The organism is Limibacillus sp., from assembly GCA_037379885.1.
Lineage (GTDB): Bacteria > Pseudomonadota > Alphaproteobacteria > Kiloniellales > CECT-8803 > JARRJC01.
Window position 1 is genome coordinate 78149 of the sequence record JARRJC010000001.1, and the last position, 14508, is coordinate 92656.

Here is a 14508-nt window from a genome sequence, read left to right on the forward strand (position 1 = left end):
CAGGGCCGGGCGCATTGCCTAGGCTCGCTGGGTTCGACAAGTCGTGGAACGGCAGCAACCGGGAAGGACGCGATACGGCCATGGATAAGCCTCTTTGGCAGCCCAGCGAAGAACGCATCAAATCCAGCAATCTCTATGCCTTCATGCAGCAGGCAAAGGCGGATTGGGGCGTGGACGCCAAGGACTACTTCGACCTCTACGACTGGTCGGTCGAGGAGATGGAGAAGTTCTGGGCCACGGTCTGGGACTTCTGCGGCGTGATCGCCGAGACCCGGGGCGAACGGATCCTCGTGGACGGCGACAGGATGCCGGGCGCAAAGTTCTTTCCCGATGCCAAGCTCAATTTCGCGGAGAACCTGCTGCGCCAGGAGGGCGACGGCGATGCCATCGTCTTCTGGGGCGAGGACAAGGTTAAACGCCGCCTCTCCCACGACGAGCTGCGCGGGCTGGTAAGCCGCCTCCAACAGGTCTTGAGGGACGAAGGCGTCGGCGAGGGCGACCGGGTGGCCGGTTTCATGCCCAACATGCCGGAGACGGTTGCGGCGATGCTGGCGGCCACTTCCCTGGGCGCGGTCTGGTCTTCCTGCTCGCCCGATTTCGGAATACAGGGGGTGCTGGACCGTTTTGGGCAGATCGAACCCAAGGTGCTGTTCTGCCCGGACGGCTACTTCTACAACGGCAAGACCATCGACTCCCTGCCGCGCGTGGCGGAGTTCTCGGCCGAGCTTCCGAGCGTCAGCAAGATCATCGTCTGTCCCTACGTCTCGGAGAAGCCCGACGTTTCGAAGCTGCCCAAGGGCGTCACCCTCGGCGATGCCATCGCCGGCAAGAAGGCCGGACCCCTCACCTTCAACCGGGTGCCCTTCAACTCTCCGCTCTACATCATGTTCTCCAGCGGCACCACGGGTAAGCCCAAGTGCATCATCCACGGGGTCGGCGGCACGCTGCTGCAACACTTGAAGGAACACATCCTGCTTTGCGACGAGAAGCCGGGCGACCGGGTGTTCTACTTCACGACCTGCGGCTGGATGATGTGGAACTGGCTGGTCTCCGCACTGGCCGCGCGCTCGACGCTGCTGCTCTACGACGGCTCGCCCTTCGCGCCGGATCACCGCATCCTCTTCGACTACGCCCAGGCCGAGGGCATGACGCTCTTCGGGACCTCGGCCAAGTATATCGAGGCGCTGCGCAACGCCGAGGCCGATCCGAAGTCAACACACGACCTCTCGACGGTCCGGCTCATGACCTCGACCGGCTCTCCCCTGGTCCCCGAATCCTTCGACTACGTCTATCAGCACATCAAGAAGGACCTCTGCCTCTCGTCGATCTCGGGCGGCACAGACATCATCGCCTGTTTCGTCGCGGGCAACCCCATCGGACCGGTGTGGCGCGGGGAGATTCAGGCGCGTTGCCTGGGCATGGCCGCCGACGTCTTCGACGACGACGGCAAGCGCGTGCGCGAGGAGAAGGGGGAGCTGGTCTGCAAGAAGCCCTTCCCCTCCATGCCGCTCGGTTTCTGGGACGACCCGGACGGCGCGCGCTACCGCGCCGCCTACTTCGAGCGCTATGACAACGCCTGGTGCCAGGGCGACTTCGCGGAGATCACCAAGCATGACGGCGTGATCATCTACGGCCGCTCGGACGCGACGCTCAATCCGGGCGGGGTGCGCATCGGAACGGCGGAGATCTACCGGCAGGTGGAAAAGCTGCCCGAGGTCGACGAGTCCCTGGTGATCGGCCAGGACTGGCAGGGCGATGTGCGCGTCGTTCTGTTCGTTCGCTTGAGGGAGGGCGTGAGCCTGGACGACGAACTGGTCAAGGCGATCAAGACCCAGATCCGCAATGGCGCCACGCCGCGCCATGTCCCGGCCAAGGTGGTGCAGGTGGCCGACATCCCGCGCACCAAGTCCGGGAAGATCGTGGAACTGGCCGTGCGCGACATCGTCCACGGGCGCCAGGTCAAGAACAAGGAGGCGCTGGCCAACCCGGAAGCGCTGGACCTTTACAAGGATCTGGAAGAACTGAAGGGCTAGGGGGCTTGGAGGCCGAAAGCCCTCAACGCATCGCCGCGCTGACCGTGGGAGGCGCGCTCGCGTTGGAACTGACCGTCACGTCGGCGGTCATCTCGATGAAGTCGTCCCGCGCGCCGTAATAGGTTCCGGACATGGGCATGGCCTGTTCCGGATCGCGCGCCACGCCAACCCGGATCAGGTTGTCGCCGCCGATGATGCCGTTGGTGGGATCGCACTCGATCCAGCCGGGACCGGGCAGATAGACCTGGACCCAGGCATGGGTCGCGCCCGCGCCCACCATTCCGCTGTCGAAGCCTTCGAGCGCCGGGTCGTAGAGGTAGCCGCTGACGAAGCGTGCCGCCAGGCCCAGGCTGCGCGCCGCCTCCATCATGAAGAGCGCGTAGTCCCGGCAGGTGCCGGTTTGACTGTCCAAGGTGTCGAGCGGCGTCTGCACGCCCTCGGTTTCCCGCGGGATGTAGGTGAACTCTTCCTTGATGGTCCTGGTCATGGTCTCCAGGAGCGGCATGATTTCGGTCTGGTCGCGCTCCAGCAGGAAACGTCGCGCCCAGGCGTCGATGCGCTTTTCCGGATCGGGAAAATGCCGCTCGATGGCGCGCGCCAGATCGGGGTACTCCTGACTGGAATAGGACACCGGCAGGATCCGCGCCGTGGGGTCGACCGGAAAGGTGCTGTCGTTGATACCGTAGTGCTCGACCACGATGGTCGAATCGACAACGAGCTCCTCCGCCATCTCGCTAAAGGTGGCGAGCGCGACGGAATTTCCGAACACGTCATGAAACCACCGCAGCTCGTGCGCCGGGGTGATGGTCAGGCCGGAGGAGACGACGCGGATATCGTGGCTGTCGCGCGGCCGGAACATGAAACGGTGCGGCCCGAAACGGACCGGCTGGCGGTAGCGATAGCGCGTCGTGTGACGAATGGTCAGCAGGCGCATGACGCAGAACTAGGCTCCAATGATGAAAGCTGGACTCTTCTAATCCTCTTGGGCGAGTCCCCTCAAGCGTCCTGGCCGAAGAAGCGCCTCGCAATCGCGTTGGAAAGCTTGCCGGTCAGAAGCTGGATATGATCCATGCGCCAGTGCAGGGATTCGTCCCAGTAGGTTTCGCGGGCCATGGCGCTCATGGCCTCGTGAATCTCTCCCATTACCTGGGCGACTTCGCCTCCGCGTTCAAGCTGGTACTCCTCGTTCAACTGGGTGAAGACCCCGTCAAGCTCAGCCAGGGAGGTCGTCATGGACCGCGGGAAAGCGTGATCGAAGAGGAAGAAACCGGCCACGTCCGGCGCCTTCATGCCGCGTGGCTGGACCCGACGGAATGCGTGGTAGCCGGCGCCCGAACGCAGCAGCGTGTTCCAGAGCGAGGCGTCGGAGGTCGGGTCGATGGTGCCGTCGTTGCCCTCATAGCCCGGGTGACGGTACTTGATGTCGAGCAGCCGAGAGGTCTGGTCGACCCGCTCCAACTGCCGCCCGAGGCTATAGAAGCACCAGCTTTCGTCGCGGTAGAAGGTGCCTTCGGTGATACCGGCGTGGGTCTGGCAGTTCTCCTTGATCGCGCTGCAGAGGGTCGAGAGCTCGGCCAGCGCCAGATCCTTCTTCTTGAGACTGAGAAGCCAGGAATGGAAGACGTTCAATTGCGACCACATCTCCGTCGAGATGAGATGGCGCAGGGCCCGCGCGTTCTCCCGCGCGGCACGGACCGAGAAGATGATGGAGGTCGGGTTCTCCCGATCCAGCACGTAGAAGTGCAGCACATCCTTGGCCGTGACCTTCTCATGGCTCTCCAGGAAGCGCTCGAGGTCGCTGTTGAGCTCCAGCACTGGGCGCCAGTCGGAAGCGCCGCTGCGGTCCCGGGCGAAGGTCTCGTTGACCTGCAGGATGCGGGCCAGGTTCTCGGAGCGCTCCATGTAGCGCGCCAGCCAGAAGAGGCTCTCGGCGAAACGGGACAGCAACTGGCTCATGCGCCACCTCCCGGCTCCAGGACCCAGGTGTCCTTGGAGCCGCCGCCCTGGGATGAGTTCACCACGAGGGACCCGCGCTTCAGCGCCACGCGCGACAGGCCGCCCGGCAGCACCCAGGTGGACTTGCCCGTGACCGCGAAGGGCCGCAGGTCGACGTGGCGCGGCTCGACCTTGCCGTCGATCAGCGTGGGGGAAACGGAAAGACGGATCATGGGCTGGCTGATGTAGCCCGCCGGGTCCGCCTTGACCTGCTTGCGCAGGCTGTCCAACTCCGCCTTGGTCGCGCGCGGCCCCACGACGACGCCGTAGCCGCCCGCCTCGCCGACCGGCTTGGTCACCAGCTTGTCGAGGTTGTCGAGCGTGTACTTCAGCGCCTCCTTCTCCCCGCAGATGTTGGTCGGCACGTTCTGCAGGATCGGCTCTTCATCCAGGTAGTACTTGATGAGCCGGGGCATGTAGGCATAGACCGCCTTGTCGTCGGCGACGCCGGTGCCGACCGCGTTGGCGAGGTTCACCCTACCCTTGGCGTAGCTGCGCATCAGACCCGGCACGCCCAGCATGGAACTGGGCTCGAAGACTTCGGGGTCCAGGAAATCGTCGTTGATCCGCCGGTAAATCACGTCGACGCGCTTGGGCCCGCCGACGGTCTTCATGTAGACGCAGTCGTCGTCATCGACATAGAGGTCGCGCCCTTCGACCAGCGGCACGCCCATCTCGCGCGCCAGGAAGACATGCTCGAAGTAGGCCGAATTGAAGAAGCCCGGCGAGAGCAGCACGATCTGAGGGTCCATGACCCCGGCGGGCGCCACCTCGGCCAGGGCGTTGAGCAGGTTCACGCCGTACTCGGACACCGGCCGGATGCCGATGTTGTCCATCAGGTCCGGGAAGGTGCGGAGCATCAGGTGGCGGTTCTCCACCACGTAGGAAACACCGGAGGGACAGCGCCCGTTGTCCTCCAGCACCTGGAAGGTGCCGCTGTCGTCGCGCACCACGTCGATGCCGCAGATGTGGACGTAAGAGTCTTGCGGCAGCGTCAGGCCTTCCATGATCTTCTTGTAGTTCTCGTTCTTGAGGACGAGCTTCTTGGGCACGATGCCGTCCTTCAGCGCCTGCTGTTTGCCATAGACGTCCTTCAGGAAGAGGTTGATGGCCGCGACCCGCTGCTTGACGCCGGTTTCGATGGTGTTCCAGTCGTCCGCCGTCAGCACGCGCGGAATCACGTCGAAGGGCAGGATCCGGTCGATCGCCTCGGCTTCGGTGTAGACCGTGAAGGTGATGCCGAGGTTGTAGAGTTCGTCCTCGGCCGCCGCCGCCCGGCGTTTGAGGCTCGGCAGGCCGATTTCCTCTAGATGGGCTTGCAGCGGCAACGTGTCGGTCAGCGGATGCTCTGGGTTGCCCAGCATCTCGCAGTAGAAGCCGCCGGAATCGTATTCCTTGAGAACGCTTTTTCTGGTCACGACCGGCTCCCCGGCCTCGGCGCGGCGATGATCACCCGAACATGTCTCCCTGCCTGCCTATGGTTATTCTAAAACTGCAGCGCTTACTTTGACGATAGGATGCTGCAATGCAAAAGACAACAGCAGCGCACGCCGTTCCCGACACCGTGACGGTCGAAGACGCTTGTCTGCTGCTGCCAGAGGGCTACTCTCTAGACCAAAGAATAAAAGTACAGCGGGTCGGGAGAAAAATCCGATGGACGGGAAGGAAAGCGGCAGCCCCCTGCCGACGTCCCTGGCGCGTTGCTGGCTGTTCGTGCCGGCGGGCGAGGCCAAGCAATCTCTGAAGGTCTCAATCGAGTCCGGCGCGGACGTGCTGATCGCCGAGCTGGAGGATTTCACCGCGCCTGAGCGCCGCGCCGGCGCGCGCGCCGACCTCGCGGAGGTCCTGGCCGCCTGGAAACAGGCGGGGCTGCGCGCCGCCGTGCGGATCAACCCGCTGGAGACGGAAGACGGCCCGCACGACCTGGCGGCGGCCATGGCGGCGGGCGCGGAAGTGATCGCCCTGCCCAAGTGCGACACGCCCCAGAAGGTCCGCGCGCTGGGCGAGGCGGTGGGAGCGCATGAGGGCGGCCTCGGGATTGAGATCGGCTCGACCGAACTGCTACCCAACATCGAGAGCGCCGCGGGTCTGATCCGCACCTTCGAGATCGCGCAGGCTTCGCCGCGCGTGCGCGCCTGTCTGGTCGCCTCGGAGGACATGGCCGCCGACCTGCAAAGCGAGCGGGGCCGCGACGGCCTGGAGCTCAGCTACGTGCGCCAGCGCTTCCTGGTGGAGTGCCGGGCCGCCGGGGTTGAGCCGGTCGACTGTCCCTTCACCTGGACCAACCTGAAGGGCGTGGAGGCGGATGCGCTCTTCGCCCGGCGGCTCGGCTACAACGCCAAGAGCGCGGTCGCACCTGAGCACGCCCATGTCATCCGGGACGTCATGACGCCCAGCAACGACGGGGTCGAGCGCGCCCGGCGCATCGTCGCGGCCTTTGACGAGGCGCGCGCGAAGGGCGAAGGCCGGGTCGAACTGGATGGATCGCTGGTGGAGTTGCCGATCTACAGTGAAGCCAGGCGCCTGCTCGAGCGGGCGGCCCTCTTCGGACTCTAACCTGGAGCGGACTAGGCTGCGTCGGCCTTCCGGAACAGAAGGTCCAGGCCGGAGATGGCGTCGCGCATCCAGCCCTCTTCGGGCTTAACCCGGGACATGACCCGCATGCCGTTGATCATGGTCAGAAGGAAGCGTGCGGAGGCGCGCGGGTCGCGGCCGGGATCGATCTCCCCAACCGCCTGTCCGCGTTCGATCAGTTTGGTCAGGGCCTCCTCGACCTCATCGAAGAGACCGTAGACGCGCTGGCCGATCCGGTCGCCGCGTTCGCCGAACTCGACGGCTGAGTTGGTGAGCATGCAGCCCAGACGGCGGCCGTCCCCGATCGCGAATTCGACCAGATCGTCGAAGTAGCCCTGGATCGCCGCGCGCGGCGAAGGGTTGCCCTGAAGCTTGGCGATCCGCACGCGGTTGATTTCGGCCAGATAGCGCTCCACGGCGGCAAGGAAGAGCGCTTCCTTGCCGCCGAAGGTCGCATAGAGCGAGGCGCGGTTGATCCCCGTCGCCTCGACCAGGTCCTGGATCGAGGTGGCGTGATAGCCCTGGCGCCAGAAAAGCCGCATGGCCTTGTCCAACGCCAGATCGGGATCGAAGTCCTTATGCCGCGCCATTCAATCGCCTTTCAGCAGTGTCAGGCCGCGATGGATTCGACCTCGCCGCGGGCCGGATAGCCCTTGGCGATCACGAAATCCAGGGCCTTCAGGATATCGCCGAAGGCAGGACGCGCAAACGGCATGGTCTGCACGCTCGCGAAGTAGAGGGTCTGGTCCGGGCGGATGAAGAAGAGCCCCGGCTCCAAGAACTGCGCCGGCTCTTCGAAGCCAGAGGAGGTCTTGCCGATCCCCGAGGAGACGTAGAGGCCCCAGTTGCGCCCCTCCTCCAGGGTCATCCCATAGGCGATGTCGAGCTTGTCGAGGCCCCACTTCTCCTTGGCCTCGGCGGCGCGCTCCTCGCCGTCGCTGGAGGCCACGATCACCTTGACGCCCTTGTCCTGGAACTGACCGATCTTGTTGTTGAGGTCGGCCAGATACATCGAGCAGATCGGGCAGTGCAGACCGCGGTAGACCACCAGCATGGTGAAGTTCTCGGGCGCGTCGTCGCCCAGGCTGACCGTGCCGCCGCCGACCAGGGGCAGCTCCAGATCGGGAACCTTCTGGCGCGGCATGAGGGGATGGATCTCGGACATGGGTATTGTTTCCTCTTTTCTGGAATGAACGTTCCAGAAATATGCCGATGCCGGGCCGCGCCTGCAAGACCCACGTCATCACGAGGCCGTGAGAGGCCCCGGTCAGCCGGATTTCTTGATGGATTCCAGTGCCTTGCGGATGCCCTCGGGCATGGCGGTCGGGCGCATGGTCTCGCGCTCGACGAAGACATGGACGAACCAGCCGGTGGCCGCCGGGGTCTCCTTGCCCTGCTTGAAGAGGCCGATCTCGTACTTGACCGAGCGGCTGCCCAGGTGGGCCACGCGCAGGCCCGCTTCGATCACCTCCGGGAAGGTCAGGGAGTCATGGAAGTTGCAGTGCGTCTCCGGCGTGATGCCGATGACATCGCCGCCCGCGATATCCAGCCCGCCCTCGCGGATCAGGTACTCGTTGATGACCGTGTCGAAGTAGGAGTAGTAGACGACGTTGTTGACGTGCCCGTAGATGTCGTTGTCCATCCAGCGGGTCGGGATTTCCAGGACATGCGGAAAGTCCGCGCGCGTGGCGTCTTTCAGGTCGGCGGCTTCGGTCATGGGCGGGGTCGCTCTTGTGTTTCAGGGCTCGTCATCCGGGCGCGAGATTAGACCGCGCGGGCGGCGAGCGCAGCCCCAAAAACAGCCCTATGGACGAGGTCGCAGAAGCCGCTTAGGCTCGCCCGCCATGACAGAGCGCCTTTCCCAACTCTCCGCCGAGGAGATGCTGCGCCGCTTCGCCGCGCGGCAGCTTTCGCCCGTCGAGGTGACGCAGGACCTCTTTGCGGCCATCGACGAGATCAACCCCAAGATCAACGCCTTTTGCGTGCTGGACCCGGAAGCGGCGATCAAGAGCGCCCGCGCCTCCGAGGAGCGCTGGCAGAAGGGCGCGCCCCAGGGCCTGCTGGACGGCGTGCCGGTCTCCATCAAGGACGTGGTGATCACCAAGGGCTGGCCGACCCTGCGCGGCTCCAAGACCGTTGATCCCGACCAGCCCTGGGAGGAGGACGCGCCCGCCGTCGCATGGCTGCGCGAGGCCGGGGCGGTGGTCTTCGGCAAGACCAACACCTCGGAGTTCGGCTGGAAGGCCACCGGCGACTGCCCGCTCACCGGGATCACCCGCAATCCCTGGAACCTGGAGAAGACGCCCGGCGCCTCTTCGGCGGGGGCGGCAGCGCAGCTCGCCGCCGGCCTCGGCCCGCTCGCAATCGGTACGGACGGCGGCGGGTCGATCCGCATCCCGGCGAGCTTTTCCGGCCTCGTCGGCATCAAGCAGACCTTCGGGCGGGTGGCGGCCTGGCCGATCTCGCCTTTCGGGACGGTGGCGCACGTCGGCCCCATGGCGCGCAGCGTCAACGACCTCTCGCTCTTCTACCGCGTGATCGCCCAGCCGGACCCGCGCGACTGGTACTCCCTGCCGCTCTCCACCGAGCCGCTGGACCCGGAGCCGGCGGAGACCCTGAAGGGCATGAAGATTGCCTTCAGCCCCGACCTCGGCTATGCGCAGGTCGACCCGGAGGTCGCCGCGGCGGTCGAGCGGGCCGTCGGCCTGCTGGAAGACCTGGGCGCCCGGGTCGAGCGGCGCGATCCCGGCTTCTCCTCGCCCCATGATATCTTCCAGGTGCTCTGGTATTCCAGCGCGCGGCAGATGGTCACCAAGTCCATTCCCAAGGAGAAATGGCCGCTGATGGACCCCGGCCTGGTCCGGGTGGTCGAGCAGGCGGCGCGCTACAGCCTTTCCGACTTCCTCTCCGCCACGGCGGCGCGCGAGCAGCTCGGCAGCCGGATGCAGCTCTTCCATGAGGACTACGACCTGCTGGTGACGCCCTCGGTCGCGGTCCCGGCGTTTGGCGTCGGCCGCGACCTGCCGGAGGGCATGGAGAGCGAGGACTGGTGCGACTGGACGCCCTTCTCCTACCCCTTCAACATGACCCAGCAGCCGGCGCTCTCCCTACCCTGCGGTTTGACCGGGGAGGGACTGCCCGTCGGCCTCCAGATCGTCGGCGCGCGGTTCGACGAGGCGCGGGTGCTGCGCGCGGCCCAGGCGCTGGAGGCGCAGCTCGCTTTTCCCAGTCTCGGCGCCCTCACCACGCTTTAGGGCCGGGAGTCGCCGGCCCGTGCTTTACCCGGCGGGAAGCCCCCTCGCCCAGCGTCACCTTGGGCTCCACCCTGGGCTCTGTGCTGAGTGCGGACCAGATATGCGAATCCCGCTTGACGCTGGCCGCCAAGCCGCTCTAACGTTCGTCCCCATACCGGCAAGTGAGCAGGTAGAGGCTTCGAAAAAATGATGGAGGGCCACGGTCTCGGAACAGGGATCGTCAGGCCCTCCACGCTTTTCAGGGCTACGGCGCGGAGGCATCTCCCGGCGTGATGAAAGCCCGCCCCGGAGGACCCCATGGCCGATCCCAAGTTCCTGAAACTCGACACGCTGGCGCTGCACGCCGGCCAGCAGCCCGACCCGGTGACCGGCGCCAGGGCCGTGCCGATCTACCAGACGACCTCCTATTGCTTTAAGAGCGGCGACCATGCGGCCGCGCTCTTCAACCTGGAGCAGGCGGGCCACATCTATTCGCGCATCTCCAACCCCACCGTTGCGGTGCTGGAGGAGCGCATCGCCGCCCTCGACCTGGGCGTGGGCGCGGTCGCCACGGCGTCGGGCCACGGCTCGCTCTTCCTGGCGATCGCGACGCTGATGGGCCAGGGCGGCCACATTGTCGCCTCGCGCTCGCTCTACGGCGGCTCCATCAACCTCTTCTGCCACACCCTGCCCCGCTTTGGGATCACGACAACGCTGGTCGACCCGCGCAAGCCGGAGGCGTTCCGCGCGGCGATCCGCCCGGAGACGCGGCTGCTCTTCGGCGAGGTGGTCGGCAATCCCGGGCTGGAGGTGCTGGACGTCCCGGCGGTCGCCGAGGTCGCGGCGGAGGCCGGACTGCCGCTGATGATCGACAACACCTTTTTGACCCCGGCGCTCTGCCGGCCGGTCGAGTTGGGCGCCACGCTGATCATGCACTCGGCTACCAAGTGGCTGGGCGGTCACGGTCTGGCGGTCGCGGGACTGCTGGTCGATTCCGGCCGCTTCGACTGGGAAGCCTCGGACAAGTTCCCGACCATCACCGAGCCCTACGAGGGGTATCACGGCATCGACTTCTCCGAAGAGTTCGGCCCCCAGGCCTTTCTGATGCGCGCGCGCTCGGAGGGGCTGCGGGACTTCGGCGCGACCTTGAGCCCGCAGAACGCCTTCTACATCCTCCAGGGCATCGAGACCCTGTCGCTGCGCATGGAGAAGCACCTCTCCAACACCGAGAAGGTGCTGGAGTTCCTGGAGGGGAACGAGGCGGTTTCCTGGGTGCTGCACCCCAGCCTGCCCAGCCACCCCGACCATAAGCTGGCTCAGCGCCTTCTGCCCAAGGGCGCGGGCTCCATTATCTCCTTCGGCGTCAAGGGCGGGCGCAAGGAGGGCGCGCGCTTCATCGAGTCCTGCGGTCTTGCCTCTCACCTCGCCAACGTCGGCGACGCCAAGACCCTGGTGCTGCATCCCGCCAGCACGACCCACTCCCAGCTCTCCAAGCAGCAGCTCGAAGAAGGCGGGATCGGCGAGGACATGATCCGCCTTTCGGTCGGCCTGGAAGACCCGCAGGACATCATCGACGACCTGCGTCAGGCCCTCAAAGCCTCGCAGCGCGACAGCTAAGTCCGAAGGGGAAACGAAAAGATGGACATCACCCTCGACGGCCTGCGGCTGCACGCGAGCACCGGCGGCCAGACCTTCGACCCGGAAAAGCCCGCCATCGTCTTCTTGCACGGCGCGGGCATGGATCACACGGTCTGGGCGCTTCAGAGCCGCTATTTCGCCCACCGGGGATACGGCGTGCTGGCGCTGGACCTGCCGGGGCACGGCCGCTCGGAGGGAACGGCGCTCGCCACCATCGAGGACTGGGCGGACTGGACGGCCCGCTTCATCGAAGCGGCGGGCCTGAAGCAGGCGGCGCTGGTCGGCCATTCCATGGGCTCCCTGATCGCCCTCGCCACCGCCGCCCGGCATCCGGAGCGGGTGCGCGCCCTGGCGCTGCTCGGCGTCGCCGCGCGCATGCCGGTTCACCCCGACCTGCTGGAAGCCGCCGAGAACAACGACCGCAAGGCCGCCGAGCTGATTTCCTCCTGGGGTTTCGGGCCGACCGGCCACATCGGCGGCACGCGCCTGCCGGGGCTCTATCTGCTCTGGGGCGGCGAGCGCCTGCTGGAAAAAGCCAAGCCCGGCAGCCTCTTTGCCGATCTTTCCGCCTGCAACGACTTCGCCTCTGCCGAGGCGATGGCCGCCACGGTGTCCTGCCCCACGACGCTGGTGCTGGGCGCGCTCGACAAGATGACCCCGGCGCGCGCCGGGCAGAAACTCGCCGCCCTGATCCCCGGCGCCGAGGCGACCGTCATCCCCGCGGCAGGCCACATGATGATGCTGGAAAAGCCGGACGAAACGCTGGAGGCGCTGAAGGGCCGGGTTTGACCCTCTCGCTGTCAACGAGACAGCGGTGGTGACCTAACCTATACTGTTCGGCGCGGGGTCGAGTCGGGAAAGCAGGGACCCTGGATAGGTCAGGGGAAGAACCCAATGGATTGGGACAAGTTACGCATCTTTCACGCCGTTGCGGAGGCCGGCAGCTTCACCCACGCGGGCGAGCAGCTGAACCTCAGCCAGTCGGCGGTCAGCCGTCAGATTTCCGCCCTGGAAGAGAGCCTGAAGGTCATGCTCTTCCACCGCCATGCGCGCGGCCTGATCCTGACCGAGCAGGGCGAGCTGCTCTACCGCACGGCCCACGAGATCTTCGGCAAGCTCTCCATGGTCGAAGCGCAGCTGGCCGAGAGCAAGGACCGCCCGCGCGGCCTGCTCAAGGTCACCACGACGGTTGCCTTCGGCTCCACCTGGCTCAGCCCGCGCATGCGCGACTTCATGGAGCTCTACCCGGATATCGAGGTGCACCTGATCCTGGCCGACCGGGAACTGGACCTTTCCATGCGCGAGGCCGATATCGGCATCCGCCTCTCCCCGCCGCGTCAGGCCGACCTGATCCAACGCCACCTGCTGACCGTGCACATGGCGATCTTCGCCTCCACTCATTACCTCAAGAAACACGGCTCGCCGAGCAGCCCGGAGGACTTGAACAATCACCGCATCGTGGTCTACGGCGACGATGCCCGGCCGCCGGTCCCGGACGTCAACTGGCTCTTGCGGATCGGCAACGAGTCAGGCGAGATGCGCCGGGCGAACCTCACCGTCAACAACGTCTATGGCGTCATGCGGGCGGTACAGGCCGGAGCTGGCATCGGCGCGCTGCCGGAGTTCATGGTCCAGGGTCAGAGCGATCTGGTGCAAGTCCTGCCGGAGCTCACGGGACCCACGATCGACGCCTATTTCGTCTACCCGGAGGAGCTTCGCGCCTCAAAACGAATCCAGGTGTTTCGCGATTTTCTCCTGCGCCACGTCGCCGCCCAGCGCTTCTAGGTTGTCAAAGCCGCCTTCCAGCCACCCTTCTGGCTCGAATTTTCGGCGAAAATCTGCGGTGTTCAGAGCCATGCAAGCAACGCATGCCAACTTTGCTATTTTTGGTATGGTCTGAGCGCTCCCGCTCCTTATCTTGTCTCTTGTGAATGTTGCATTGCAGCATCCTTCGAGTTTCCGGCGGGCCTGTCTCGGCCCGCCGGTTCGAGTGTTCCAGGCGCCAGCCTGGACCAAGGGGCCCGGTTCTTGACCGGGGTCCTACGTCTCCCAGACGTGAAGCCTCCCTGTTCAACTTGCCGGGAAACGAATAGTTTCCCGGCTCTCTTTTTTGAGAGAGCCGCACTGCTTTGCGGAAGTGAAACGGGGAATAGCGCCGGATTTCGGCCCCTGTTTTGAAGGTTCCGCCGTGGGAAGCACAGATAGGCCGCCCGCGGAGCAGCAACGAGGATGAGCATGAGCCGTTTCGATCCCGATGGTCTCAAGGACCTGGAAACCATGACCCCGGAAAAGCGCCTTTGGTGCGCCGTTCTTTTCCGCATTTTCCAGGACGCCTGCCGGACCCTGCCCCCCAAGGCCGACAACGCGCAGAAAGTTGAGCGCGATCAGGCCCGGTCCTGGCTACTCGGCGGCACCGATATGCGGATCGTCTGCGAGTTGGCCGGCTTCGATCCCGACGCCATCCGCGAGGCCGCAGAACGCCTGAAGCGCAACGACTGGCCGCCGATCAAGGTGGACCTTTCGGAGCCCGCCCCGCTCCAGGCCGCCGCCTGATTCCCGCCCAAAATAGCGCCCTCCGCGTCCATCTGTCGCCCACCCGGCACGCCCCTGGTGGGCGATTTGCTGTTGCAAGTAGGTGTCAACCCTCTATATCCCTAAAGGAACACAAAAAAGCGTAAACTTACGCCGACAGGGAATTCTTCTGGAATGAGCCGATATGATCCCGACGCGATTGGGGGCGATACGCCTTTGACGCCTGAAAAGCGCCTTTGGTGCGCTGTGCTGTTCCGCATTCTGCAGGACGCCTGCCGTCCGCTGCCGCCCAAGGCGGACAACGCGCAGAAAGTAGAGCGCGATCAGGCGCGCTCCTGGCTGCTCAATAGCCAGGACATGCGGATCGTCTGCGAACTCGCGGGTTTCGATCCCGACGCCATGCGCGAAGCGGCGCTGAAGCTCGAGACGCAAGACTGGCCCGCTCTGAAGCTCGACAGTCTGGTGCCAAAGGGCGACGACAAGATCGCCGCCTGATTCGCCGA

At 65.5% G+C, this 14508-nt stretch carries 14 protein-coding genes; 8 read left to right on the forward strand and 6 right to left on the reverse strand.

The window, feature by feature from the left end; all coding sequences use genetic code 11:
• Positions 1-80: 80 nt before the first annotated feature.
• A complete protein-coding gene (locus P8X75_00400; GenBank protein MEJ1993656.1) occupies positions 81-2033 on the forward strand; it encodes an acetoacetate--CoA ligase in 1953 nt (650 codons plus the stop codon).
• Positions 2034-2055: 22 nt separating this feature from the next.
• Here the strand turns inward: P8X75_00400 and P8X75_00405 are convergent, their stop codons facing one another.
• From P8X75_00405 to P8X75_00415, 3 genes are all read right to left on the reverse strand, one after another.
• The gene (locus P8X75_00405) at positions 2056-2967 is read right to left on the reverse strand and encodes a transglutaminase family protein (protein ID MEJ1993657.1); all 912 of its coding nucleotides are present in this window, start codon (positions 2965-2967) and stop codon (positions 2056-2058) included.
• Between the two features lie 62 nt (positions 2968-3029).
• Positions 3030-3989: an alpha-E domain-containing protein gene (locus P8X75_00410; protein ID MEJ1993658.1), complete on the reverse strand. Its 960-nt coding sequence runs from the start codon at positions 3987-3989 to the stop codon at positions 3030-3032.
• A complete protein-coding gene (locus P8X75_00415; GenBank protein MEJ1993659.1) occupies positions 3986-5446 on the reverse strand; it encodes a circularly permuted type 2 ATP-grasp protein in 1461 nt (486 codons plus the stop codon). The genes P8X75_00410 and P8X75_00415 overlap by 4 nt, the downstream gene beginning before the upstream one ends.
• A 235-nt stretch (positions 5447-5681) precedes the next feature.
• Here P8X75_00415 and P8X75_00420 point away from each other — a divergent pair, with 235 nt between their 5' ends.
• A complete protein-coding gene (locus tag P8X75_00420) occupies positions 5682-6584 on the forward strand; it encodes a CoA ester lyase (GenBank protein MEJ1993660.1) in 903 nt (300 codons plus the stop codon).
• A gap of 11 nt (positions 6585-6595) precedes the next feature.
• Here the strand turns inward: P8X75_00420 and P8X75_00425 are convergent, their stop codons facing one another.
• From P8X75_00425 to P8X75_00435, 3 genes are all read right to left on the reverse strand, one after another.
• Positions 6596-7192 (reverse strand): TetR/AcrR family transcriptional regulator, encoded by a 597-nt coding sequence (locus P8X75_00425; GenBank protein ID MEJ1993661.1) that lies wholly within the window; start codon positions 7190-7192, stop codon positions 6596-6598.
• A 20-nt stretch (positions 7193-7212) separates the two neighbouring features.
• Positions 7213-7767: a peroxiredoxin-like family protein gene (locus P8X75_00430; GenBank protein MEJ1993662.1), complete on the reverse strand. Its 555-nt coding sequence runs from the start codon at positions 7765-7767 to the stop codon at positions 7213-7215.
• Between the two features lie 102 nt (positions 7768-7869).
• A complete protein-coding gene (locus tag P8X75_00435) occupies positions 7870-8319 on the reverse strand; it encodes a thioesterase family protein (GenBank protein MEJ1993663.1) in 450 nt (149 codons plus the stop codon).
• Between the two features lie 127 nt (positions 8320-8446).
• Between P8X75_00435 and P8X75_00440 the strand changes: the two genes are divergently transcribed.
• From P8X75_00440 to P8X75_00465, 6 genes are all read left to right on the forward strand, one after another.
• On the forward strand, positions 8447-9856 hold the full coding sequence (locus P8X75_00440; protein MEJ1993664.1) for an amidase: 1410 nt from the start codon (positions 8447-8449) through the stop codon (positions 9854-9856).
• 297 nt (positions 9857-10153) lie between these two features.
• Complete coding sequence (locus tag P8X75_00445; protein MEJ1993665.1) at positions 10154-11452, forward strand: O-acetylhomoserine aminocarboxypropyltransferase; 1299 nt, start codon at positions 10154-10156, stop codon at positions 11450-11452.
• Between the two features lie 21 nt (positions 11453-11473).
• On the forward strand, positions 11474-12262 hold the full coding sequence (locus P8X75_00450; protein MEJ1993666.1) for an alpha/beta hydrolase: 789 nt from the start codon (positions 11474-11476) through the stop codon (positions 12260-12262).
• 105 nt (positions 12263-12367) lie between these two features.
• Positions 12368-13258, forward strand: coding sequence for a LysR family transcriptional regulator (locus tag P8X75_00455; GenBank protein ID MEJ1993667.1), 891 nt, complete (start codon positions 12368-12370; stop codon positions 13256-13258).
• 450 nt (positions 13259-13708) lie between these two features.
• On the forward strand, positions 13709-14026 hold the full coding sequence (locus P8X75_00460) for a hypothetical protein (GenBank protein MEJ1993668.1): 318 nt from the start codon (positions 13709-13711) through the stop codon (positions 14024-14026).
• A 153-nt stretch (positions 14027-14179) separates the two neighbouring features.
• A complete protein-coding gene (locus P8X75_00465; GenBank protein ID MEJ1993669.1) occupies positions 14180-14500 on the forward strand; it encodes a hypothetical protein in 321 nt (106 codons plus the stop codon).
• Positions 14501-14508 lie beyond the last annotated feature (8 nt).

What these genes read in the sequence shown, in the direction of transcription:
- P8X75_00400 (MEJ1993656.1), top strand. Translation starts at nt 81, where the DNA reads ATGGATAAGCCTCTTTGGCAGCCCAGCGAAGAACGCATCAAATCCAGC.
- P8X75_00455 (MEJ1993667.1), top strand. Translation starts at nt 12,368, where the DNA reads ATGGATTGGGACAAGTTACGCATCTTTCACGCCGTTGCGGAGGCCGGC.
- P8X75_00430 (MEJ1993662.1), bottom strand. Translation starts at nt 7,767, where the DNA reads ATGTCCGAGATCCATCCCCTCATGCCGCGCCAGAAGGTTCCCGATCTG.
- P8X75_00420 (MEJ1993660.1), top strand. Translation starts at nt 5,682, where the DNA reads ATGGACGGGAAGGAAAGCGGCAGCCCCCTGCCGACGTCCCTGGCGCGT.
- P8X75_00450 (MEJ1993666.1), top strand. Translation starts at nt 11,474, where the DNA reads ATGGACATCACCCTCGACGGCCTGCGGCTGCACGCGAGCACCGGCGGC.
- P8X75_00465 (MEJ1993669.1), top strand. Translation starts at nt 14,180, where the DNA reads ATGAGCCGATATGATCCCGACGCGATTGGGGGCGATACGCCTTTGACG.
- P8X75_00460 (MEJ1993668.1), top strand. Translation starts at nt 13,709, where the DNA reads ATGAGCCGTTTCGATCCCGATGGTCTCAAGGACCTGGAAACCATGACC.
- P8X75_00435 (MEJ1993663.1), bottom strand. Translation starts at nt 8,319, where the DNA reads ATGACCGAAGCCGCCGACCTGAAAGACGCCACGCGCGCGGACTTTCCG.
- P8X75_00440 (MEJ1993664.1), top strand. Translation starts at nt 8,447, where the DNA reads ATGACAGAGCGCCTTTCCCAACTCTCCGCCGAGGAGATGCTGCGCCGC.
- P8X75_00445 (MEJ1993665.1), top strand. Translation starts at nt 10,154, where the DNA reads ATGGCCGATCCCAAGTTCCTGAAACTCGACACGCTGGCGCTGCACGCC.
- P8X75_00410 (MEJ1993658.1), bottom strand. Translation starts at nt 3,989, where the DNA reads ATGAGCCAGTTGCTGTCCCGTTTCGCCGAGAGCCTCTTCTGGCTGGCG.
- P8X75_00405 (MEJ1993657.1), bottom strand. Translation starts at nt 2,967, where the DNA reads ATGCGCCTGCTGACCATTCGTCACACGACGCGCTATCGCTACCGCCAG.
- P8X75_00425 (MEJ1993661.1), bottom strand. Translation starts at nt 7,192, where the DNA reads ATGGCGCGGCATAAGGACTTCGATCCCGATCTGGCGTTGGACAAGGCC.